This is a genomic window from Paraburkholderia podalyriae, assembly GCF_014397785.1.
In the GTDB taxonomy this organism is placed as follows: Bacteria; Pseudomonadota; Gammaproteobacteria; order Burkholderiales; family Burkholderiaceae; genus Paraburkholderia; species Paraburkholderia podalyriae.
In genome coordinates, this window is the sequence record NZ_VZQQ01000082.1 from 1 (window position 1) to 22794 (window position 22794).

Below are 22794 nucleotides of genomic sequence, written 5' to 3' on the forward strand. Positions count from 1 at the left end.
CTGCCAGCTTGACGAGTTCAGGATCGGGTTTTTCTCTTTTGTTGCGTTTCGCTACGGTCATCTGTGCTCCTGTTGCTGACAGTTTCCTGCCAAATGACCGTTTACACAAAAATTTTTACACCCTCGAGTCGCCGGCGAGAGTTCGCTCGCGCACCCCACGCCGCCCACGCCGGAAAAAATTAAAAGAGCCTGTCATAACCGGCCGCGCGGTTCGACAAACGTGCACATTACGATCGGAGCACGTCATGTCGACCGCGCACAGTCGCTCGATACTTCAGCGCTTTACGTCTTTTTCGGCGCCCGCCGCCGGCCTCGCGCTGCTTCTGCTGAGCGGTTCTGGCATCAGTGCGGCCGACGCGGCCGGTCCCCAGTGCGCCACGCACAGCCCCGCGCACAGGATGGCGCTCGTCGAGCTGTACAGCAGCGAGGGCTGCGACAGCTGCCCGCCCGCCGACCGCTGGCTCGGTCAATGGAAAAGCGCTGGCGCCGCGCACGGCGTCGTGCCGCTCGCGCTGCACGTCGACTACTGGAACAGCCTCGGCTGGACCGACCGCTTTTCACAGCATCGCTTCACCGAACGTCAACAGACGCTGACCCATCTCGGGGGCGCGCACACGATCTATACGCCGGAAGTCTTCGTCGCGGGCCGCGAGCTGCGCGACTGGTCGCAACGCGACAGTTTCGAGCGCCGCATCGACGAGCTCGTCGCCGAACCCGCGCAGGCGAGCGTCGCGCTCGCGCTGAGCCCGCATGCGCCAGGCGCGTTCGATGTCGATGCGCAGTTCAGCAGCACGGCCGCAGCCACCGCGGGTCCGTTGAGCGCCTATCTCGCGGTCTATGAGAACGCGCTGACCTCGCAGGTCGGCGCGGGCGAAAACCGCGGCGCGACGCTGCATCACGAGCGCGTCGTGCGTGCGTGGTTCGGGCCCGTGCCGCTCGTCGCGGGTCATGCGCGGATTCGTCAGGATATCGACGTACACGATGCGCCGGACGACGCGAAAGCCGCCCCGATCACCAACGTCGACGCCGCCGCCGGTCGCTTCGGCGTGGTCGCCTTCGTCGAAAGCGACGCGAGCGGCGAAGTGCTGCAAGCGACCGACCTTACCGCGTGCCGTTGATCGACATCGCGCACGCCGCATTTTCCACCGCTGCTCGAGGAGAGCCCCATGGCCATGCCCCACGCGTTGCGTCCCAGCGCACCCGCCGTGCCCGCCGCACCGAAGCGCGGCGTCATTCACCCGCTGTGGCTGCGCATCACACATTGGCTGAACGCGCTCGCCGCGATCGTGATGATGCTGTCGGGCTGGCGCATCTACGACGCGTCGCCGATCTTCCCGGCGTTCAGCTTTCCGGCCGCGATCACGCTGGGCGGCTGGCTCGGCGGCGCGCTGCAATGGCACTTCGCGGGGATGTGGCTGCTGGTGATCAACGGCCTCGTGTATATCGCGCTGAATCTCGCGAGCGGCCGTTTCTGGCGCAAGTTTCTACCGCTGACGCCGCGCACGGTGCTGCGCGATTTCGTCGCCGCGTTGCGCGGGAAGCTGTCGCACGACGATCTGCGCGTGTACAACGCGGTACAGAAATTCGCCTATCTGTTCGTGATCGCCGATCTGATCGTGCTCGTGCTGTCGGGGCTCGCGATCTGGAAGTCGGTGCAGTTTCCGCTGCTGCGCGAACTGATGGGCGGCTACGACAACGCGCGCGTCGTGCACTTCAGCGCGATGTCGCTGCTGGCCGCGTTTCTTGCCGTGCATCTGGCGATGGTCGCGCTGGTGCCGCGTTCGCTGCTCGCGATGCTGCGCGGACGTTGAGCCGCGGCCAATCCTGCTGATGCACAACCAAACGCAACGCGAACCCGTTACGGAGAGCGAATCATGGACAAGCCGATCGACAAGCCGGCGGGCCGACCCGCGCAGCGAGTCAGCCACACGCTCGACCGCGCATCGATCCTGCTCGACGCGAAGCGCGAACTGGCGATGCCGTCGCGGCGCCTGTTCGGCAAGCAGCTATTGACGCTCGGCGGCCTGTCGATGCTGACCGGCTGCTCGTTGAGCGACGACGCTTCCGTGAACCGTTTTCTCACCGCGGTGTCGCGGCTGAACGATCGCGCGCAGGCTGCGCTGTTCGATCCGAAGCAGCTCGCGCCGACCTACACCGAAGCGCAGATCACGCGGCCGTTTCCATTCAACGCGTATTACGGCATCGACGACGTGCCGCACGTCGACGGCTCGGACTATCAATTGAAGCTGAGCGGCCTCGTAACCGGCCAGCGCGTGTGGACGCTGCCCGAGCTGTACGCGCTGCCGCATGCGGAGCAGATCACGCGACATATCTGCGTGGAAGGCTGGAGCGCGATCGGCCGCTGGGGCGGCACGCCATTCAGCGATTTTCTGCGGCGCGTCGGCGCGGACACGACGGCGAAGTACGTCGGCTTCAAATGCGCGGACGACTACTACGAAAGCATCGACATGCCGACCGCTTTGCATCCGCAAACGCTGCTGACGTTTTCCTACGACGGCGAACGGCTGCCCGCGCAATACGGCTACCCGATGAAGCTGCGCATGCCGACCAAGCTCGGCTACAAGAATCCGAAGCACATCGTCGAAATATTCGTCACCAACACGTATCCCGGCGGCTATTGGGTCGACCAGGGCTACAACTGGTTCGGAGGCTCCTGACGCATGCGGGCGCACGCTCGCTTGCGGCAGCGGCTTCGGAAGCACGCCGGCTGTCGCCGGCTTCGATTCATCCACTACCAAGGAGTCATCCCATGAAGAAGATTGCAATCACCACGATCGCGTTGTTGATGCTGGCAAGCGGCGGCACGGCCTTCGCGCAGGCGAGCGGCGCGATGTCCAACGATGAGATGTCGAAGAATGCGATGTCGAAAGATTCGATGTCCAAAGACAGTATGTCGAAGGACGGCATGAAAAAGGACACGATGAAGCACGACTCGATGAAAAAGGGCGGCGACGCGATGAAGCACGAGGCCTCGGGCGCGATGGGCAACTGAGTGCGCGGCCACGGTGCTTAGCGCTCCTGCCGATGCGCGAGCGCGCATCGAAGGGATGCGGAACTGAATGCAAGCCGGGGATGTGTCCCCGGCTTTTCTGTTGCGGGAACACCAAAAAGTTACGATTCTGTCGCGCGGCGTACTCGGCGCTTACTGCATAATGCGGTGCGCGTCGCGGCTTCGCCAGCCTTGCCGCCGCGCATCGCGGCCGCGCCGCGTCGTGTCGTTTCGAGCGATGCTGCCGCCACAGCCGTTTCTGGCGCTTCCGGCGCCGCCCATCGTCTTACCGTTCCACCAACATGTCCGCCAGCCTCGCCCGTCCGACCGCATCGCCGATGCGGTGCCCGCCATCCCGCCCCAAAGGTATCGACGCAGGCTCGGCGCCTTGCGGGCATCGAGCGCATCGCGCGGGTCGAGTGGCGACGGCGGGCTGAACGCATGTCGCCGCAACGCTCAGTTTTTTCTCCGCGTGGCTGGCCGCTGCGTTTGCCGCAGTCGCGCAACGGGCAGATCGCGCTCGCGCTCGCCGTCGTTTATCTGGTGTGGGGCTCGACCTATCTCGCGGTGCACGTCGCGCTCGGCTCGTTTCCGCCGCTGCTGATGTCGGGCTTGCGCAACCTGTTCGCCGGCATCGGTCTGTTCGTGTTCGCCGCGCGCCGCAAGCCGATCTGGCCGGGCCTCGCTGAAATCCGCAATGCGGGCCTCGTCGGCACGATGCTGGTCGGTCTGTCGAGCGGCATGCTCGCGTACGGCATGCGCACGGTCGGCACCGGCACCGCCGCCGTGATGGTCGCGACCGTGCCGCTGTTCGCGACCGTGATCGCGGTCGTCGCCGGACGCAAGATCGGCCGCGGCGAATGGTTCGCGGTCGGGCTCGGGCTCGCCGGTATCGTGATTCTGAGTCACGGCGACAGCACGCCGGGCTCGGCGAGCGGCAGTCTCGCGATTCTGTGCGGCGCGCTGTTCTGGGCCGGCGGCGCGCATCTGGCCGGGCGGCTGAAGCTGCCGTCGGACCTGTTTGTGTCGACCGCACTGCAGATCGGGCTCGGCGGCGCGATCTCGGCGCTGGTCGCGTGGGTGTCGGGCGAGCGGATGCTCGAGCTGCATTTTCTGCCGCTCGTCGCGTTTCTGTATCTGATGCTGATCGGCACGATGGCCGCGTACGTCGCGTACGGTTTTCTGATTCGCCACACGAGCCCGATCATCGCGAGCAGCTGCATGTACGTAAATCCGGTCGTCGCGGTCGCGCTGGGCGCGCTGCTGCTCGGCGAGCCGGTCACGCGCTCGACGGTGATCGCGACGATCGTGATTCTGATCAGCGTCGGCCTGTCTTTCTGGTTCGATTACCGGAAGAAGGGCAGCGCCTGATAGCGGCGCGGGTTCCGGTCGAACCGCGCGCCCGCTTTCAAAGGCCCGCCGTCCCCGCTGATTGCGCAGACGTGTAAAGCCCAGCTCGAGCTCGGCGAGTCAGTATGGGTAAGACGTGCAGGGACCGTGTAAGTGGGGAGCCGCACAAACGTACCCCGCGCGCCGTGCCCGAGCGCCGACGAAAAATTCTAGATCCCGGTAATCCGTTGAACCGCAAGACGTTCGTCAGTTTCCGCACGCCAATGTTAGCGCCACGGCACAGCCATTGCTGATTGCGGGCGTCCACCAACAGAGACGCGCCAATCGACAAAACCCGCGCGCCTGCGGCGTGGACGGGAGGGGGCGAGCGCGAGGTTTCCCGCGCTCGCCCACGTGTCAATGGGAGATGGGCGTCATGCCCGACATAAAGACAGGTGAACACAATGAAAATGATCCGAACCATGGTGGCGGTCGTTGCGACCGCGGCGGTCCTGAGCGCATGCGGCGGCGGGGGCGGCAGCGATACAGGCAAGGAGCTTGGGTTGACCAATCCCGAGATCCACTTCATTCACGCGATTCCAGGCGGACCCGCGGTCGACTTCCTCGTCAACGGCAGCGCGCCATCCGGGCAAACCAACGTCTCGTATAAAGGCGTGACCAACCTCACCAATATCGACACGGGAGCGACGAGCGTCGCGTACGCCGCGACCGGCACGAAGACCGCGCTCGCGAGCGGTAACTTCCCCGACGTCGCGAAGGGCCACGTGTACACCGTGCTCGCGTTGCCGGGTCTGTCCGCGCCGGACATCGGCCTGATCGACGATCCGTTCGACAAGGGCCTGCTGTCCGGTAGCGCGCGCGTGCGCGGCTTCAACGCGTCGGCGAACGCGACGGACCTCGACCTCTACCTCGTCCAGGCCACCGCCACCAGCATCACGAGCGTGTCGCCGACGATCCCCGGCGTGTCGTTCAAGAACGCGGTGCCGGCGAGCGGCCAGGATTCGATCTACGTGTCGGGCGGCCAGTACGTGCTGATCGCGACCGTGGCCGGCAGCAAGACGCCGATCTTCCAGTCGAACCCGTTCTCGCTGGCGAACAACGCCGACTGGCTGATCACGTCGGTGCCGATCGCGGGCCCGCTGAGCCAGCTGGTGCCGGGGCAGATTCATCTGCTGATCGCGCAGAACGGCAACACGAGTACGCCGAGCGTGGAACTATCGAATACCTTGACCGGGCAATGACGAGGGCCGCCGATCGCCGGACGAGCGTCGTGGCCCGAGCGTCGATAGGCCGCACGCGCTAGCCAGACAATAAAAGGACTTCGGACGATCGGAAGTTGGGGGGGACGGCACCGCGATCCACGCGAGTGGGTCGCCGTTCTGTTTTACCGCGTTCCGACAACGCGTCGCGTCGAAAGCCGGCAAGCAAACGAATCATAAAAAAGGCCCGCCGCGGCATCCCGCGACGGGCTCTCCAACTCCTGCTGCCATGTGCCGGCTTATTTCGCTTTCTCCGCCTCGTTCGTGATGGCGTGGCCACCCTTCGAAATGTCCTCGCCCGCGCCCGCCATCGTGTTGCAACCCGTGACAAGCATGGCGGTTCCTGCGAGCACAAGCAAAGCGATCAGTCGAGTCATGAAAGTTCTCCTAGTCGAGAATGCATCGGTTGATGTCGTCCGACCGGGGCCATGCCAGTCGATGAGGTCTCGATCCGGTTTCGAACCGGCCTGATTGCATGGTAAAAAAAGGGCAGGGGCGGCGCTGTCGGCCGTGCCGCGATTTTGTTGTAGGCGTGCTCCGGTGTTTGCGTCGGCGCACTCCTACAGCGGCTCCGCGGCGCCGCGCCGGGACCCACTCAGACGGGGCTTTGCGACGAAGTGGTCGGCGCGGCCGGCGACGCCAGCGGCAGATCGACCGAAGGCGTCGCGGTGCTCGCGCTCGGCATCACGACGTCGATGTCGGTGCCGTTCAGCGCGCCACGGCGGATCTCGAAGCGCCCGCCATGCGCGGCGACGCGCTGGCGCATGCCGAGCAGGCCGTGCGTATGCGTGCGCTTCAGATCGGCCGGCATGATGCCGACACCGTTGTCCGCGATATGCAGCGCGACCTCGCCGTCGCCGACCCGCAATGCGATTCCGACCTTCGAGGCGCGCGCGTACTTCGCGGCGTTCGTCAGCGACTCCTGCGCGACGCGAAATAGCGCGATCTCGGTCTGTTCGTCGAGCTGGACATCGTCGGCGGGCAGGTGCAGCTCGAGCGTCCAGTTGTTGCGCTGCGCGGCTTCGTCGGCGAGCGTGCGCAGCGCGGTGACGAGCCCGAAATTGGCGAGCACGGTCGGTCGCATGTCTTCGATGATGCGCCGCTTCAACGCGATGCCCTGGTCGAGATTGGCGAGCGCGCGCTGCAGCTTGTCGGCGATGTCCGGCTCGCTGTCCTTCAGCTTGCGGCGCGCCCACGCAACGTCCATCCGGCAGGCGGTCAAAATCGCGCCGAGTTCGTCGTGCAACTCGCGCGCGAGCTGCGTTTTTTCGTTTTCGCTGACCGCCTGCAGATGCCAGCCGAGCGCTTCGAGCTGGCGCGTGCGCTCATTGACGAGCTGGTCGAGTTCCTCCTGCTGCGTAATCAGCTGACGCTGCGCGCGCGCCTGCCGGTCGATCTGGATGCCGAGATTGCGAAACAGCAGAATGAACAGCACGATGTTCAGCGCCGACAAACCCGCCGCGCACAGCGTCGACAGCCGCTGATCGGCGCGGCTCGCGGCCAGCGCGTGCTGCGCGCGACGCTCCTCGTTGTCGCGCAACAGCGTGAGCGTGCTGTCGATCAGCGACGCGTCCGCCGGATTGACGTCGCTCGCGGGCCCGCATACGCCGAGATCGAGCGGATGTGGCGCCGCGCGCTGCATCGCGGCGGCGCCCGCGCCGATGCGCGCGTCGATCAGCGCGAGAATCTGCGTGAAGCTGGCGAGTTCCGCGCCGTCCGCGCGGCCGCCGCGATAGAAGTGGTCCAGCTGCTGCGTGGTGTCGCGGATGCGCGTGGCGCTCGCGCAGAATGCGTGGGCGGACGCGTCGTCCTTCGTCAGAAGAAACCGGTTCTGTTGGGCGTCCAGACGCGCCAGGTCACTCGCGAGCGTGCTCAGTCGCACGGTGACGTCGCGCGCTTCGAGCGCGGTCTCGTACTCGGCGGTGATGCGCTGACGCGCGGTCTCGAGAATCACGAGGCCGCCCACCGTGATGACGATCGCCACCGTCATCGCGATCGCCCAGCTGCGATTGCGCATCCAGTCGGCGAGACGCGCCGTCGCGCGCGCGCACTGTTGTTCCGGCAGGTTCCGCACATTCGACACTTTCGGCTCCAGAACGGGCATCGACGCCAGCATCGCGCGAAACCGCGCGCGTAACGTCGTCGTAATCCAATGTAAGCGGATTCTCACACGAAAAACGGCGGACGTCGGAATGCGCGCGGCGCCGCGCATCGATAGCATGGATCCGATCGTTCATTCAATGTTTCGGGAGGCGGCCATCATGCTGAAGTGGGCACTGTTCTTCGCGATCATCGCGGTGATCGCGGGTCTTCTCGGCTTTACCGGCATCGCGGCCGGCGCGGCGGCGATCGCGAAGTTCCTGTTCTTCGTCTTTGTCGTGCTGTGCGTGGTGTTCCTCGTGCTGGGCTTCGTCGTGACGAAGAAAATGATCGATTAGCGCAGCCATCGCCGTGGTGGCGGGCCGCGCCTTGTTAGCAGGCGAGCAGTTTGCTTGTAGTCGATGTGAAGGCCAACAAAAGGGAGAAATGCCATGCTTCACTATGCCATCGTCTTCTTCGTGATTGCGATCATCGCGGCGGTGTTCGGCTTTACCGGCATCGCGGCCGGCGCGGCCGAAATCGCGAAGATCCTGTTCTACATCTTCCTCGTCGTGTTCGTGGTCACGCTGCTGCTCGGCGTGTTCCGAACCTAGCTGGACCGGTCTGGATGAACGCGATACATAGGCACGTAATACGTAGGCAGGCAACAAGGCGCGCGGACGCGAGGCGTTTGAATCTTCCTGATCGAGACGCCCGCGCCCGAAGCGCCGTCGGTCCCATCGGCGCATCTGCGTGATTCATGCCGATGCGCGATTCCCCGTACCGGATAAAGGAGAAGTTCGATGACAAAGCAATCTGGCGCCCATGGCACGGCATCGCAGTCCAGCGGCTCGTTCGTGATGGACTTGCAGAAGATTCGCGACGATGCGCGCAAGCACATATCGGACGGTCCCGTCACCTCGAGCTATGGCGCCGACCGCGACACCGTGCTCAAGCTGCTCAACGACGCGCTCGCGACCGAGCTCGTCTGCACGCTGCGCTACAAGCGGCACTACTTCATGGCGAAGGGCATCAACTCGGAAGCGGTGGCGACCGAGTTCGCCGAGCACGCGAGCGAGGAACAGGAGCATGCCGACCGCCTCGCCGAGCGCATCGTGCAACTCGGCGGCGCGCCCGATTTCGCGCCGGATCGCCTGAAGACGCGCGCGCATTCGGAATACAAGGAAGGCACCGATCTGACCGACATGATCCGCGAGAATCTGATCGCCGAGCGCATTGCGATCGATACGTATCGCGAGATCATCCGCTACCTCGGCGACAAGGACGTGACCACGCGCCGGCTGTTCGAGGAGATTCTGTCGGTCGAGGAAGAGCATGCCGACGATATGGCGGATCTGCTGTCAGGTCGGGAGTAGCAGCGCGGGAGTAGCAGCGCGAAGCGATAGGAGCGACTCCCTTTGCAACGGATACCCAACCGATGATTCGAGTGCTGATAGCTGACGATCATGCGATCGTTCGAGGTGGTTTCAGACAGTTCGTCGCCGACGAGCCGGACATGTGCGTCGCCGCCGAGGCCGCGACCGGCGAGGAAGCGATCGGCCTCGTGCGCGAGCAGGCATTCGACGTCGTGCTGCTCGACATCGCGATGCCTGACAAGAACGGCATCGATACGTTGCGTGTGATCAAGCAGGTGCGTCCCGAGCAGGGCGTGCTGATTCTATCGGGCTATCCCGAGAGCCAGTACGCGATCAATCTGCTGCGTGCGGGCGCGAACGGTTATCTGAACAAGGACTGCGAGCCGGAAGAAATCGTGCGCGCGATCCGCTCGGTCGCGCGTGGGCATCGCTATCTGTCGGAGGCGGTTGCCGATACGCTGGCCGACAATCTCGACAAGCCCGCCGCTGGGCGTCCGCATGAAGCGCTGTCGGAGCGCGAATTCCAGATCTTCCGCAAGCTCGCGGCCGGCCAGTTGCCGACCGCGATCGCCGAAGAGCTGCATCTGTCAGTCAAAACGGTGAGCACGTATCGTGCGCGGGTGCTCGAGAAGATGCGTCTCGCGAACAACGCGGACCTCACGTATTACGCGATCAAGAACGGCCTGATCGAATGACGGACGATCGAGACATCCCGATGAACAGCGAACCGAACCCCGCTACCGAGCCAGCCAACCGCGCGCCGTTGCGCGTGCTGCTGATCGAGGATTCGCCGCTGATCCGCCGCAGTCTCGTCGAGGCGATCGATGCGTCGGGCCTGCTGCGGGTGGCCGCTTACGCCGATTCGGCCGAGCAGGCGATCGCGTTGCTCGGCGACGAAGCGTTCGACGCGGTGATCGTCGATTTGCAGCTGAAGCAGGGCTCGGGCGTGCCGGTGCTCGCGCATCTGCAGCGCGAGGGGCTGATCGATTCGATGTTCGCGGCGGTGCTGACCAATCACGCGTTGCCCGCGTACCGCGAGCGTTGCGAGCAGTATGGCGTGCGGCACTTCTACGACAAATCGTTCGAGTTCGATCGCGTGCTCGATGCGCTGCATGAGTATGCGTTGGGGCGGGGCGGCGGGGTGTAAGAATCTGCGCGGGCGGATGTATCTAGTCAGGTTTCCACGCTCCGCGCTTCATCGCTTCTTCGAGCATCCCAAGGGTAAGCGAACGTCCACCCAGTAATTCTCGCGCGCTGGAACTGAACGGGGATTTCAATGCGGCGGCGACGATGTCGCGCTTTCGCATGTTGGCGGATGGAACGTGGTAAGCGACGTCGAAATCGCGCAGGTCCACATGGAAGCGCTCAGCCCATGCCTGCATCACCTCGACGATTTTCGCTGGCTCCCAATCCAGATCGTGATACAGATCCATGTCGCGGGTCAGCTTGTCGTCGAGAGGCAGCCCGGCGGGAGTGCGCATTTCGCGGATGAACTGGGCGAGATCGAGCCATACATCGTTCATTACAGACGATCCTCCGGTTTCACCAGGCGGTTATATGCATTAACCGTCTTGTAGCCGATTATTGCCACGTCAGATGCGGTGATTATCCACCCCACTCCGGGAATTGCTCGACCGACGAATACGCCCAGATGGCTCGTCAACTTCACGCGCAGTAGTACGACGCTGGTCCATGACGTGAAGGTAGGCAGAATTCGATGCTTTAACTCGAAGGGCAATAGCGAGCGGGATAGCTTCGACGCCACTGACGTGCCTTTTACCGCCCCGCCAAATTTGCCTCGCGTCGGAATGAAGCGCGAGCCTGCGACGATCATGGCGGCACCGACGGCATCGCTGATCCCGATTTCGGCCATGGTTTCATCCACGGCGATTAGAAGGAAAAGTTGCGAAGGGGTTAGTTCGCTGTGTATTCCGTAGTTATATGTATTCGACATACCGGCGTGCAGACTTGATCGGGCAGGGGACGACGCGTAACACGTCTATGAACAATGGCGCGAGTCTTCGACTCGTGCCACACCGGTCCGTTAAGCTATCCAGTAACGACGAATTATGAAATGGGCGCAGGATGATTCCGCGCGACGGAATGCGACAGGCGTTGCCAGGCTGCCCCCAGCGGTGGCAAATCGACAAGACGGTTCTTATCCGGCGCTGGTCAGCCTGATATCAATGCCCAGCCCGCGCCGGCAACCGCAAATGATTCCACGCGCCGAGCCCGGCAAACACGATCCCCGCGATACTGACGCCGATCCACCCGAACACCGGCCACACGATCGCGCCGACACCCGAGCCAAGCGCCCCGCCGATGAAATACGCGACCATGTAGACGGTATTCACGCGGCTGCGCGCATCGGGCTTCAACCCGTAGATGCGCGACTGATTCGAAATCTGCGCGGCTTGCACGCCAATGTCGAGAATGATCACGCCGACCACGAGGCCCGCGATGCTCTTTGCCGACGCGCCGAAAATCACGAACGCAATCACGACCAGCACCAGCGACACGGTGATGATCGCGCGCGGTCCACGCCGGTCGGCGAACTTGCCGGCGAGCGGCGCGGCCAGCGCGCCGGCCGCGCCGACGATGCCGAACAGCCCCGCCGCCTGCGGCCCGAGATGAAACGGCGCGCCCGCGAGCAGCAGCGCGAGCACCGACCAGAAAATGCTGAACGCCGCGAACAGCGCCGCACCGGTCAGCGATGCCTCGCGCAGCGCGCGATGCTCGGTCACCAGATGCCACATCGACACGAGCAGCTTGCCGTACGGCAGCGTCGAGGTCGGCTGGCTCTTCGGCAAACGCAGGATGATGACGACCGCGAGCGCGAGCAGCGCGACGACCGATGCGCCAAAGACCGCGCGCCAGCCGAAGTATTCGGCGACGATGCCCGCCGCGGTCCGCGCTAGCAAAATGCCGAGCAGCAGGCCGCTCATCACGGTGCCGACCGCGTGGCCGCGCTCGGATGGCGGCGCGAGTTCGGCCGCGAACGGCACGGCCTGTTGCGCGATGGTCGCGAGCACGCCGATTGCGAGACTCGTGACGATCAGAACAGCGAGCGTCGGCGCCGACGCCGCAATGACGAGCGCGACGCACATCCCGGCGATCTGCAGCAGGATCAGCAGACGCCGGTCGAAGCGATCGCCGAGCGGCGCGAGCAGCAGCATGCCGGCCGCGTAGCCGAGCTGCGTGACGGCCGGCACCGCGCCGACCCATGACGCGCTGCCCGGAAACGACCGGCGGAAGTTGTCGAGCAGCGGCTGGTTGTAATAGATGTTCGCGACCGAGACACCCGCGATCGTCGCGAGCAGCAGCAACAGGCCGCGCAACGACGGGGCGGAGGAAGCGGAAGTGGAAGCGTCGGAAGTGGACATGACAGAGGCGGATCGACGGACCGGCCCATGCGCGGTCCTCAAGCGTGCCGATCATACCGGAGTGGCGGGGTTCATGCTGACGGCCACGACGGCCCGCGGTGGCCTGCGCGAGCGCCGAAACGGACGCGAGCCGGCGAGGCTCCCCGCGCGTCCGGCATCGGGCTGGAGCGAAGCGTGTCGATCGATTCAGTCGATCAACGCGCCAGCGTCGTAGAACGGATAGGGGCCGTCGGCCGCGTCGATATACGCATGATGCGTGACGATGCCGGTCGCCGGATCATAGTCATGCAGCGCGTAGGCGGGCGGCTCCATCACGAACATCGACGGTCCGTCCTCGCGAAAATCGAGCGCCACCTGGTGCGCGGGCGCTGGAATCGCGCTCGCGATGGTGCCGCCGAAGCGCACGAACATCGACCGATGCACGTGCCCGCAAAGCACCCGCTCGACGTTGGGATGCCGGGCGATCAACGCGGCGAGCTGGTCCGACGCCGCCTGATCGAGCCGGATCTCGTCCATATGTCCGATGCCGCACGCGAACGGCGGATGATGCAGCGCGACCACGACCGGCTTGCCGCGCGCCGCATCGAGCTGCTGCGCGAGCCACGCGAGCCGCGTGTCACACAGCATGCCGGCGCTCGAACCGGGCACCAGCGAATCGAGCGCGAGCACGCGCAGCGGGCCGACATCGCGTGCGTACTGCACGAACTCGCCGCCGCTTAGCAGTTCTTGTCGCTCAGGAAACGCCGCGCGCAACGCATTGCGTTCGTCGTGATTGCCGACCATCAGGAAGTAGGGGATCGCGAGCGGCGCGAGCAGCGTCTTCAGGTGTGCGTACTGCTGCGGATCGCCCTGATCGACGAGGTCGCCGGTGATCAGCACCGCGTCGGGGCGCGGTGTCAGCGCATTGAGCGCATCGACGCAGCGCGCGAGATAGGCGGCGGTATCGACGCGGCGATACGCGAGCACGCCGGGTTGCTTGATATGCAGGTCGCTAATTTGAGCCAGCAGCATGACAGAGGTCCTTCGGGTTCCTTCGTGTTGAGCGCCAGGATGCGGCGCCGCTTTTACCTACGATAGCGCAATGAGTGCGTCCTGCCCGATCGAAATGCCGACCGCCGTGCCGCGCGCGAGCTCGATACGGCCTGCGACGTCGACGAAGAGCGGCTCGGGCGCGGCGCCGCCAATCGTCAGACGCGTGCGTTCGCCGAGGAACGCGGTGCTTTCGATCTGGCCGCGCAGCTGCGCGAGCGCGGGGTCGGTGAGCCGCGCGTCCTCGGGGCGAAAGAAGATTTCGTGCTGGCCACCGGGGTTCGACGCATGCGCGGGTAACGGCACGGCGCCCCCGGTCGTCGTCAGCATGCCGTCGCGCGGCTCGCCCGCGACACGGTTGATCGTGCCGACGAACTGCGCGACCGTGCGATTGGCTGGACGATAGTAAATGTCTCGCGGCGACCCGATCTGCTCGATCCGCCCCGCGCTCATCACGACGATGCGATCGCCGAGTTCCATCGCCTCCGCCTGGTCGTGTGTCACGTAGACAGTCGTGATGCCGAGTTCGCGCAACAGCACGTTCATCTCGCTGCGTAATGCGTCGCGCAGACGCGCGTCGAGGGCGGTCAGCGGTTCGTCGAGCAGCAGCACGCGCGGCTGCACCGCGAGCGCGCGCGCGAGCGCGACACGCTGGCGCTGGCCGCCGGACAGTTGATCGATCGGTTTGTCGGCATGCGCGGTGAGCCGCATCATGCCGAGCAGTTCGTCGACGCGTTCTCGCGCGGCTGCGGCCTGCACGCGTTTGATCTTCAGACCGTAGCCGATGTTGCCGCGCACTGTCAGGTTCGGAAACAGCGCATAGCTCTGGAACACCATGCCGACCGCGCGTTTTTCGATCGGCAGCGTGGTCACGTCGTCGTCGCCGAAGGCGATGCGGCCGCCTGCGTCGGGGGTTTCGAGACCCGCGATCAGGCGCAGTGTCGTCGTCTTGCCGCAGCCCGACGGTCCGAGCAGCACGAGGGTTTCGCCCGCGCCGATCGACAGATCGAGCGATTCGAGCACACGCGTGCCGCGAAACGTTTTGGCGCACTGCGTGAGCGTGATGGGAACCGATGTCAGTTTCATGGCGTGTCGATGGGCTTCGCGGAAAAGGTAGCGCCGCGCTTCCTCGACGCGTTGCGCTGGCCGGTCGCATCGACGCCGAGCCATTGCATCGCGACGAGCAGCGGCATGGTCATGATGAAGAACAGGATCGTGTACGCGCTGCCGATCTCGATGCGCATCGACGCGTAGGTATCGGCGAGGCCGACCGGCAGCGTCTTCGTATCGGGCGTGTGCAGCATCCACGTGAGGTTGAATTCGCCGATCGACAGTGTAAGCACCGCGAGCGCGCCCGCGACGATGCCGGGCCGCGCGTTCGGCAGCACGATCGTGACGAAGCGCGTGAAGAAGCCCGCGCCGAGGCTGGCCGCGCCTTCTTCGAGCGTGCGCAGATTGCTGCTCGCGCAGACCGCGGCGACCGCGCGCACCATGAACGGCAGCGTGAACACCACATGCCCGACGACGATGAATGCCGCGCTCATGCGAAACGCCGTGAAGCCGCCGTAAACCACCAGCAGCGCGAGCGCCGATGCGAGGCCTGGCAGCGCGATCGGCAGCACCAGAAACTCTTCGACGACGCGTGCGAAGCGGCTCTTGCCGCGCGCGAGCACATAGCCTGCGGGCACGCCGGTCAGCAGCGTGACGACGAGGGTCGCCGCGGCCACTTCGAGCGACAGCCACACCGAGTCGTGATACTGGGTCCACACCTCGATGAGCCAGCGCAACGTGAGCCCGCTCGACACGCCCTTGAAGTAGTTGACCGTCAGCCCCGCGACGATCGACATGACGACCGGCACGATCAGGAATGCGCACAGCAGTAGCGTGACGAACCATTGGCCCGCGGCGAGCCAGCTTCGCGTGGAAGGCCACGCGCGTCGCGTGTGCGGTCCCGCTGCCCGCTGCGAAGACGGCGAACGGGCGGTGATTGAGTTCATAGGCAGGGGGTCGTTCTGTTCGGGAACGCCGGGCTCCGGCAACGTGCCGCTCATGCGCTCGCCGCCACGCCCGAACCGCTCGCGCTGCGCGCGATCGCGAGCACCGCCCACGTGACGATGCCCAGCACGATCGACAGGCCCGCGGCCGTCACCATGTTCGCGTTCAGCGTGAACTCGGTATAGATGGTCATCGGCAGCACGTCGATGTCGGTGGCGAGCGTAAACGCCGTGCCGAACGCGCCCATCGCGGTCGCGAAGCAGACGGCGCCCGCCGCGATCAGTCCAGGCGACAGCGCCGGCAGCACGATGTCGCGCATGATGCGCCACGGCGATGCGCCGAGCGAGCGCGCGGCCTCTTCGAGCGATGCATCGAGCTTGCTCGCCGACGCCATCACGGTGACGATCACGCGCGGAATCGAGAAGTACAGGTAGCCCAGAAACAGGCCGCTCATCGAATACGCGAACACCCAGCGATCGCCGGCGAGTTTCATCGACAGTGCGCCGATCAGCCCCTGACGACCAGCGAGCATGATGACCATGAAGCCCACGACGACGCCCGGAAACGCGAGCGGAAACGTCAGCAGCGCAAGCAGCGTGCGCTTGCCGGCGAATTCGCGTCGCGCGAGCAGCAGCCCCGCGATCACCGACAGCACCAGCGTGGCCGCCGTGACCGCCGCCGACAGCACCACGGTCGCGCCCAGGCTCGACATATAGCGCGGATTCGTCACCATCGCGCGATAGGTCGCGAATCCGTGGCCGCCGCCGGAGAGCTGCGCGAGCGCGCCCATCGGCAGCAGCCAGAACGCGATGAACACCGCGAGCGCGGGCGCGAGCAACGCGATGCGCCAGCGCAGCGGGAACGTGACGTCGTTCAATGCATCACCTGCAGATAGCGCTCGCCGAAGCTCGACTGCTTGTCGGCCATCTTCGCGAAGTCGACCGGCTTCGCGCGCGCGTACTCGCTCGCGGACAGGAACTGCGCGGCCGTCGCGGCACTCATCGCGCTCGCGCGCACCGGCCGCAGATACGCCTGCGCCCACAGCTTCTGGCCTTCGTCGGACAGCACGAAATCGAGCACCTTCTTGCCGTTCGCTTCGTGCGGCGCGCCCTTCACGAGGCTCATCACGTACGGCACCGAAATCGTGCCTTCCTTCGGAATCACGAACTCGACGTTCGCGTGATCCTTGTACTTCGCGCGATAGGCGTCGAAGTCGTAGTCGAGCAGGATGGGAATTTCGCCGGACAGCACGCGCGCGTACGCCGTCTGCTTCGGCACGATCGGCGCGTTCGCCTTGAGCTTTCTGAACCAGTCGAGGCCCGGCTCGAAGTTATCGAGCGTGCCGCCGAGCGCCTGGTTGACCGCGACCGCGCCCGCATAGCCGACGAACGCGCTCGACGGATCGAGGTAGCCGATCATGCCTTTATATTCGGGCTTCAGCAGGTCGGCCCACGAGCGCGGCACCGGCTTGCCTTCGAGCGCGTCCTTGTTGACGAAGAAGCCGAGCGTGCCGGAGTGGATCGTGAACCAGTAGCCTTGCGGGTCTTTCAGGCCGGCGGGGATGTCGTCCCAGTGCGCGGGCTTGTACGGCTGGACCACGCCCTTGTTCTTAGCCTGGAAGGCCGACGACACGCCGAGATAGACGACGTCGGCGACCGGGCTTTTCTGCTCGGCCATCAGTTGCGCGATCGATTGTCCCGAGTTCTTGTTGTCGAACGGCACGCGAATGCCGGTATTTTGCTGGATCGCCTTGATCTGGCTCGCCCAGTCGGCCCATTCGGGCGGGCAGTTGTAGCAGATCGCGGTTTCGTCGGCGCGCGCGGTTTGCGGCGCGAGCGCGACGAGCGCCGCGCCGGCGACGAGCAGGCTCGCCGGCAGTACGGTCGCGGCGGCGTGCGAGAGTTTCTGCCACAGCGGTTTGAGCGAGGATGCGAACCGTGAGGGTGAGCGGATCACTGCGGGTCTCCTGGGTCGGATGGGTTACGCGAGTTGGTGATGACAGCTGGGCGCGCGTATGCGCGTGCCTTCGTTTGGCTTCTTATGCGAACGGCTTTTCCGTGGCTGCCGCAGCGCTCGGCGGGTGGGCCGGCGACGCTCCGTCGAGATTCGGGTGCGAGCCGAGCGCCGCGATCGTCGCGCCTTCGCGCACGCTGTGCGGCAAGGTCAACGCGAGCGAGCTTGCGGAGAACGCGCGCTGGTCGCGCGCGCCGCCGATCCGTGCAAGCAGACGCTGCCACGCCGCGCAGCCGATCTCGCGATTCGGCGCGCAGATGCTCGCGAGCGCCGGCGACAGCAGTTCGCCCATCGCGAGGCCGTCGAAGCCGAGAATCGACATGTCCTGCGGAATCTTCAGACGCGCGCGGCGCAGGCCGCGCATCACGACCATCGCGAGCAGGTCGTTGCTGCAGAAGAGGGCGGTCGGACGGTTTGCGCCGTGCGTCAGGTGCGCGAGCACGGACGGCGCGAGTTCCTCGGCATTGAAATTGACTTCGAGCGCGGGCGCGGCCGTGAGGCCGGCCTGCTGCATTGCCTGCGTGTAGCCGAGATGCCGCTGGCGCGCGCGATCCGACGCGGCGAACGAGCCGGCCAGCATCAGGATGCGGCGATGGCCGTGCGCGATCAACCGGCGCACGCCGTCGTAGGCGGCGAGGCGATTGTCGACCGACACCGACGGGCGGCGCACCGTGTCGTTGTGCATCAGCACGTACAGCAGGCCGTCGCGGTCGAGTTCGTCGAGCAGCGGATGCGTGTCGGCATCGGCGACCGTCAGGATCAGCCCTTCGACGCGATGCTCGCGCAGCGTTTCGATCGCGTGACGTTCGCGGTCCACGTCGTACTGTGTGGTCATCAGCATCAGCCGATAGCCTTGCGCTGACGCGAGATCGTCGATGCCTTGCAGGCATTCGGCGAACACCGGGTTCGCGAGCGTCGGCAGAACGACGCCGACGAGGCGCGTGCGCTCGCCGCGCAATTGCCGGCCGAGCGGGCTCGGCCGGAAGTTCAGCGCGTCGATCGACTGGCGCACCTTGTCGAGCGTGACGGGGTTCACGGTGTGCGGCGCGTTGATCGCGCGCGATACCGTGGCGATGGAAAAGCCGGCGTGGGCGGCGACATCCTTGATCGTCGGGGTCATCGGTTTTCTGCCCGCTGTAATCGTTTACGTGAGCGGATTATCGGAAACGTTTATGACTTGGGGATGAATGCGGGTGTCGGGCGCTTTTTGGGGCTGCCGCGACGCGATGGTAGAATTCGCGTCCACGCGCGATTGCGACCCCTGCCGGGGTGATGAAATTGGTAAACATAGCGGACTTAAAATCCGCCGCCTTCGGGCCTGCCGGTTCAAGTCCGGTCCCCGGCACCAAGAAGTATTCCACTTGATTCCTGTAAATTCCTTGAACCCTTGATGCAGCAATGCTTCGAGGGTTTTTTGTTTCCCAGAAAATTCGCGGAGTTCCATTGACATCCGGGGGCATGTGGGGGCATCTTAGGGGGAATGTTGGTGAGTAGCCGACGTCCTTGCAAAAAATGCCCCCAGGAGGTCTTCATGCCCCTGACTGACATTGCTGTGCGTAGCGCAGCCCCTCGCGAGAGGGCCTATCGACTGACTGACGGTGGCGGGATGTATCTGGAGATTGCGCCGTCGGGAGGGAAATACTGGCGCCTCAAATACCGATTCGGTGGTAGAGAACGACGTTTAGCGCTAGGTGTGTACCCTGACGTATCGCTCGCGGCAGCGCGCAGGAAGCGAAGTGCGGCGCGTGAGCAACTGGCGGCCGGGATCGACCCGAGCGACGTAAAAAAGGCTGATAAGCGCGCCGCAAGGCTCAACGCCAACAATTCATTTGAGGGTGTAGCCCGCGACTGGCTGGAGGAGCGCAAGTCGGTTGTGCAGATCGGTCAGCACGAAAAGACACTCGCCCGTCTGCAAAATGACGTATTCCCCTGGCTGGGCAAGCGTCCTATCACCGAGGTCGACGCGCCCGAGATTCTGGTGGTGCTCAAGCGGATCGATAGTAGGGGTGCGCGATATTCAGCGCACCGGGTACGCAGTGAAATCAGCCGCGTTTTCCGATATGCGATCAAGGAAGGCAAGGCAAAGAGCGATCCGGCAAAAGACCTGATCGGGGCGATTCCGCCTCCAATAGAAAAGCACTTTGCTGCGCTCACCGAACCCGCCAAGGTGGCGGAAATGCTCAGGGCCTTCGATGGCTTCTCGGGGACGTTTCCCGTGCTCTGCGCGCTCAAGCTCGCGCCGATGCTGTTCGTGCGGCCTGGGGAGCTTCGTCGGGCCGAGTGGACGCAATTCGACCTAGATAAGGGGGAGTGGCGCTATCTAGTGACAAAGACGCGGACTCAGCATCTGGTGCCGCTTGCAACCCAGGCAGTGGCTCTCCTGCGGGAGTTGCAAGCACTCACCGGCAAGGGGCGTTTTGTTTTTCCCGGCGCTCGTTCGACGTTGCGTCCAATGAGCGAAGCGGCGATAAATGCCGCACTCAGACGACTGGGTTATGACACCCGAACGGAAATTACCGGCCACGGTTTTCGCGCGATGGCCCGTACCATCCTGCACGAGGAACTGGAGCAGAAACCAGAGGTGATCGAGCACCAACTTGCACATGCCGTACCGGACAATCTTGGCTCGGCGTATAACCGGACTAAGTTCATCAGGGAGCGCCGAGTGATGATGCAGTTGTGGGCGGACTATCTAGACAAGCTGAAGGCGGGCGCAAAGATCATTCGTATTGGTGGCGTGGCAGGCTGACTCCGAATCGGTGTGAGTTCGAGCGACAGTATGGGGTGCAGGTGGTCGGAGGTTCAAATCCTCTCGCCCCGACCAATAGATATAAGGCTCTCATGGCTTCGGCTCTGAGAGCCTTTTTCGTGTGCGCCCAGCATGGGCGCACTCCTGGAGGTGCAAGTCCTCCCATAAGCTGACCACAGCGAATGAAGTGAAGCGCAACTGCGTAAGGGTGACCGAGCGTGGGGAGGAAGCGTGGAGCAAAGCCGTGAGCCGATGGACAAGAACCGGATATGAGGCGGCACCGATCAGGGCGAGCGGGCACGAATCTGCGAAGCTCTTGTGGTCAAGGATTGGTGCCGTAAATCCGGCGGTTGTGCGGTGAAGGAGTGCGTTCTTACCTGGGGAGATCTCGCCTCATGCCTGAAAGGGCAACGGTGTCGAACCGGAGCGAGAAGTCAGCCGAGGTCGTAGTAGTCACAGGACAGGTCGGCAAGGCTGAAGCTGGTGACGAAGGACCGAACGGGAAGGAGTGTTCAGGGATATGCCGATGCGGCAGGCAATGCGTCAGATGCCCGTGCAAACGGGGCGAGCGGGAGCAGCGCGTGGTGAAGCTGCGCATGTACCTGTGAGCGACGAAGCCGGCTGCCCGCGGCATGAACCCGGGAGCACAGGGTCAGCGTTGCTGGAAGCGGCGTTGACGAGAGAGAACCTGAAGCGGGCGTTCAAACGGGTGCGGGCCAACAAAGGAGCCGCTGGGGTGGATGGTCTGGGCGTTGACCAGACTGCGCGCCATCTGGTGACGGCGTGGCCAGCGATTCGTGAACAACTGCTGAAGGGGACGTACCGGCCCAGCCCGGTACGGCGGGTGACGATTCCGAAGCCGGACGGAGGCGAGCGCGAGCTTGATATCCCGACGGTAACGGACCGGTTGATCCAGCAGGCTCTGCTGCAGGTGCTGCAGCCGGTTCTGGATCCCACCTTCAGCGAGCATAGCTACGGCTTCCGGCCCGGACGGCGTGCACACGATGCGGTGCTTGCCGCGCAGTCGTACGTGCAGTCAGGCCGGCGAATCGTGGTGGACGTTGACCTGGAGAAGTTCTTCGACCGGGTCAACCACGACATCCTGATCGACCGCCTACAGAAACGCATTGGAGACGCTGGTGTAATCCGGCTGATCAGGGCGTATCTGAACAGCGGCATCATGGATGATGGAGTGGTTCAGCAGCGAGCCCAGGGCACGCCGCAAGGCGGGCCGCTATCGCCGCTGCTGGCCAACGTGTTGCTGGATGAGGTGGACAAGGAACTGGAGCGGCGGGGCCACTGCTTTGCGCGCTACGCCGACGATGCGAACGTGTATGTTCGTAGCCGCCGCGCGGGCGAACGGGTAATGGTGCTGCTGCGACGTCTGTATGGGCGATTGCGCCTGAAGGTCAACGAGACCAAAAGTGCGCTCGCGAGTGTGTTCGGTCGCAAGTTCCTGGGTTACAGCTTATGGGTGGCTCCAGGCGGTGTGGTCAAGCGCAAGGTGGCGGCCAAACCGCTGCTGGCGTTCAGGCACCGCATTCGTGAACTGACCCGCCGATCTGGCGGGCGCAGCATGAAGGACGTGGTGGCACGGTTGCGGACTTATGTGCAGGGCTGGAGGGCATACTTCCGGTTGGCGCAAACCCCCAGAGTCTGGCGTGAGCTGGATGAGTGGCTGCGCCACCGACTACGCGCCATCCAGCTTAAGCATTGGCGCCGTGGCTCAACCATCTACCGGGAACTGCGCGCGCTGGGCGCGTCATGCTCTGTGGCACAACAGGTGGCGGCGAACAGTCGCCGCTGGTGGTGCAACAGCGGCAAGCTCCTCAACAGCGTGCTGACCATCACTTACTTCGATCAGCTGGGTGTGCCCCGACTCTCCTAACCTCAACTTCCCGAACCGCCCGGTGCGGACCCGCATGCCGGGTGGTGTGGCAGGGGCGCAGCCTCAGGCTGCCCCCTATGCCGATTTGGGGCGATTTTGCCCCCACGTTTGCCCCCACAGGACGGACGGCTCTCGCGGGAACAAAGCGGAATTTTGGGTCGCGTCGAGGGGCCGGCCGCGTTCGCTGCTCACGAGATTGAGACTCGTATATCAATGCGCGAACTGTGCTCGCGACAACCTGTTTACTGGTAACGCAGTCACATTTCTGACGGCTCGGGGGCTGCCAGCGGTCCAACTGTAGGGCGGCGGAGCAGCAGTTCATTCGCTTAGGAAAACCAGGAATGCGCGTTGGATACCAGTACGGCCTATCGATAACAGCCTGAGGGAATCTCTATGAGGACACTGCAAGGTGGTGGATCGCTGCTCAGATCGAAACATCGATTAGGCTCCTATCTTGTGATTACCCACTATTTTCACGCCCCAACGAGTATCCAATCTGGATGTCGACAAGACGATGCATGCCGCGCCAGATGACTTTATTGCCGGGCGGAGGATCGTTGGCGCGTGCGAGATAGCCGCCCAGTTGGGCGAGCTTGATGAGGCTACGTGACAGAGGCGGCGCCTGTGCGGTGCGCGCCGTATCTCTGACGAGTTGATCAAGAA

General features: G+C 64.4%; 24 protein-coding genes, 1 tRNA gene and 1 pseudogene. 14 read left to right on the forward strand and 12 right to left on the reverse strand.

Translation table 11 applies throughout. The features are described 5' to 3' along the window. Positions 1-245: 245 nt before the first annotated feature. From F6X42_RS37890 to F6X42_RS37915, 6 genes are all read left to right on the forward strand, one after another. Positions 246-1118 carry a DUF1223 domain-containing protein gene (locus F6X42_RS37890; protein WP_187638992.1) on the forward strand — a complete coding sequence of 291 codons (873 nt, stop codon included), beginning with the start codon at positions 246-248 and terminating at the stop codon, positions 1116-1118. 48 nt (positions 1119-1166) lie between these two features. Then, on the forward strand, positions 1167-1811 hold the full coding sequence (locus F6X42_RS37895) for a cytochrome b/b6 domain-containing protein (RefSeq protein ID WP_187638993.1): 645 nt from the start codon (positions 1167-1169) through the stop codon (positions 1809-1811). Between the two features lie 63 nt (positions 1812-1874). Next, the gene (locus tag F6X42_RS37900; RefSeq protein ID WP_187638994.1) at positions 1875-2678 is read left to right on the forward strand and encodes a molybdopterin-dependent oxidoreductase; all 804 of its coding nucleotides are present in this window, start codon (positions 1875-1877) and stop codon (positions 2676-2678) included. Positions 2679-2770: 92 nt separating this feature from the next. Continuing rightward, entirely contained in the window at positions 2771-3013 is a 243-nt protein-coding gene (locus tag F6X42_RS37905) for a pentapeptide MXKDX repeat protein (RefSeq protein ID WP_187638995.1), read from the forward strand. A gap of 438 nt (positions 3014-3451) precedes the next feature. Then, the gene (locus tag F6X42_RS37910) at positions 3452-4381 is read left to right on the forward strand and encodes an EamA family transporter (RefSeq protein WP_187638996.1); all 930 of its coding nucleotides are present in this window, start codon (positions 3452-3454) and stop codon (positions 4379-4381) included. A 422-nt stretch (positions 4382-4803) separates the two neighbouring features. After that, positions 4804-5601 carry a DUF4397 domain-containing protein gene (locus tag F6X42_RS37915; protein ID WP_187638997.1) on the forward strand — a complete coding sequence of 266 codons (798 nt, stop codon included), beginning with the start codon at positions 4804-4806 and terminating at the stop codon, positions 5599-5601. Between the two features lie 257 nt (positions 5602-5858). On the opposite strand, the gene F6X42_RS37920 is transcribed toward F6X42_RS37915, so the two are convergent. Beyond that, positions 5859-5996, reverse strand: a complete 138-nt coding sequence (locus F6X42_RS37920) for an entericidin A/B family lipoprotein (protein ID WP_184022056.1) — start codon at positions 5994-5996, stop codon at positions 5859-5861. A 218-nt stretch (positions 5997-6214) separates the two neighbouring features. Next, positions 6215-7723, reverse strand: a complete 1509-nt coding sequence (locus F6X42_RS37925; RefSeq protein WP_376776504.1) for a sensor histidine kinase — start codon at positions 7721-7723, stop codon at positions 6215-6217. Positions 7724-7880: 157 nt separating this feature from the next. Here F6X42_RS37925 and F6X42_RS37930 point away from each other — a divergent pair, with 157 nt between their 5' ends. From F6X42_RS37930 to F6X42_RS37950, 5 genes are all read left to right on the forward strand, one after another. Next, positions 7881-8057: a DUF1328 family protein gene (locus tag F6X42_RS37930; RefSeq protein WP_027198173.1), complete on the forward strand. Its 177-nt coding sequence runs from the start codon at positions 7881-7883 to the stop codon at positions 8055-8057. 93 nt (positions 8058-8150) lie between these two features. Next, positions 8151-8312 (forward strand): DUF1328 domain-containing protein, encoded by a 162-nt coding sequence (locus F6X42_RS37935; RefSeq protein WP_006052455.1) that lies wholly within the window; start codon positions 8151-8153, stop codon positions 8310-8312. Between the two features lie 189 nt (positions 8313-8501). Next, positions 8502-9074: a ferritin-like domain-containing protein gene (locus F6X42_RS37940; RefSeq protein WP_187638999.1), complete on the forward strand. Its 573-nt coding sequence runs from the start codon at positions 8502-8504 to the stop codon at positions 9072-9074. 62 nt (positions 9075-9136) lie between these two features. Beyond that, a complete protein-coding gene (locus tag F6X42_RS37945; RefSeq protein WP_187639000.1) occupies positions 9137-9769 on the forward strand; it encodes a response regulator in 633 nt (210 codons plus the stop codon). A gap of 20 nt (positions 9770-9789) precedes the next feature. After that, entirely contained in the window at positions 9790-10221 is a 432-nt protein-coding gene (locus F6X42_RS37950; RefSeq protein ID WP_187639001.1) for a response regulator, read from the forward strand. Positions 10222-10243: 22 nt separating this feature from the next. Here F6X42_RS37950 and F6X42_RS37955 read toward each other — a convergent pair whose 3' ends face one another. The 9 genes from F6X42_RS37955 to F6X42_RS37995 all read right to left on the reverse strand — a co-directional run bounded on the left by F6X42_RS37955 (position 10244) and on the right by F6X42_RS37995 (position 18614). Beyond that, entirely contained in the window at positions 10244-10597 is a 354-nt protein-coding gene (locus F6X42_RS37955) for a DUF1493 family protein (protein WP_187639002.1), read from the reverse strand. Beyond that, positions 10597-11028 (reverse strand): STM2901 family protein, encoded by a 432-nt coding sequence (locus tag F6X42_RS37960; protein ID WP_187639003.1) that lies wholly within the window; start codon positions 11026-11028, stop codon positions 10597-10599. The genes F6X42_RS37955 and F6X42_RS37960 overlap by 1 nt, the downstream gene beginning before the upstream one ends. A gap of 229 nt (positions 11029-11257) precedes the next feature. Beyond that, positions 11258-12457 carry an MFS transporter gene (locus F6X42_RS37965; protein ID WP_187639004.1) on the reverse strand — a complete coding sequence of 400 codons (1200 nt, stop codon included), beginning with the start codon at positions 12455-12457 and terminating at the stop codon, positions 11258-11260. Between the two features lie 186 nt (positions 12458-12643). Next, positions 12644-13468, reverse strand: coding sequence for a phosphodiesterase (locus tag F6X42_RS37970; RefSeq protein ID WP_187639005.1), 825 nt, complete (start codon positions 13466-13468; stop codon positions 12644-12646). 57 nt (positions 13469-13525) lie between these two features. Then, the gene (locus tag F6X42_RS37975) at positions 13526-14572 is read right to left on the reverse strand and encodes an ABC transporter ATP-binding protein (RefSeq protein ID WP_187639006.1); all 1047 of its coding nucleotides are present in this window, start codon (positions 14570-14572) and stop codon (positions 13526-13528) included. Then, positions 14569-15483 (reverse strand): ABC transporter permease, encoded by a 915-nt coding sequence (locus tag F6X42_RS37980; protein ID WP_246530450.1) that lies wholly within the window; start codon positions 15481-15483, stop codon positions 14569-14571. Before F6X42_RS37980 ends, F6X42_RS37975 begins: the two co-directional genes overlap by 4 nt. Before the next feature lie 50 nt (positions 15484-15533). Then, complete coding sequence (locus tag F6X42_RS37985; RefSeq protein ID WP_187639008.1) at positions 15534-16358, reverse strand: ABC transporter permease; 825 nt, start codon at positions 16356-16358, stop codon at positions 15534-15536. Then, positions 16355-17437 (reverse strand): ABC transporter substrate-binding protein, encoded by a 1083-nt coding sequence (locus F6X42_RS37990; RefSeq protein ID WP_187639009.1) that lies wholly within the window; start codon positions 17435-17437, stop codon positions 16355-16357. Before F6X42_RS37990 ends, F6X42_RS37985 begins: the two co-directional genes overlap by 4 nt. Before the next feature lie 82 nt (positions 17438-17519). Beyond that, positions 17520-18614 (reverse strand): LacI family DNA-binding transcriptional regulator, encoded by a 1095-nt coding sequence (locus F6X42_RS37995; RefSeq protein WP_187639010.1) that lies wholly within the window; start codon positions 18612-18614, stop codon positions 17520-17522. Positions 18615-18757: 143 nt separating this feature from the next. On the opposite strand from F6X42_RS37995, the gene F6X42_RS38000 reads away from it, so the two are divergent. The 3 genes from F6X42_RS38000 to ltrA all read left to right on the forward strand — a co-directional run bounded on the left by F6X42_RS38000 (position 18758) and on the right by ltrA (position 22131). After that, a tRNA-Leu gene (locus F6X42_RS38000) sits at positions 18758-18842 on the forward strand. A 183-nt stretch (positions 18843-19025) separates the two neighbouring features. After that, complete coding sequence (locus tag F6X42_RS38005; RefSeq protein ID WP_187639011.1) at positions 19026-20243, forward strand: tyrosine-type recombinase/integrase; 1218 nt, start codon at positions 19026-19028, stop codon at positions 20241-20243. 520 nt (positions 20244-20763) lie between these two features. Continuing rightward, a complete protein-coding gene (gene ltrA, locus F6X42_RS38010; RefSeq protein WP_187639012.1) occupies positions 20764-22131 on the forward strand; it encodes a group II intron reverse transcriptase/maturase in 1368 nt (455 codons plus the stop codon). A 460-nt stretch (positions 22132-22591) separates the two neighbouring features. On the opposite strand, the pseudogene F6X42_RS43570 reads toward ltrA, so the two are convergent. After that, positions 22592-22794: pseudogene (locus F6X42_RS43570) on the reverse strand (IS4 family transposase); the annotation flags it as partial.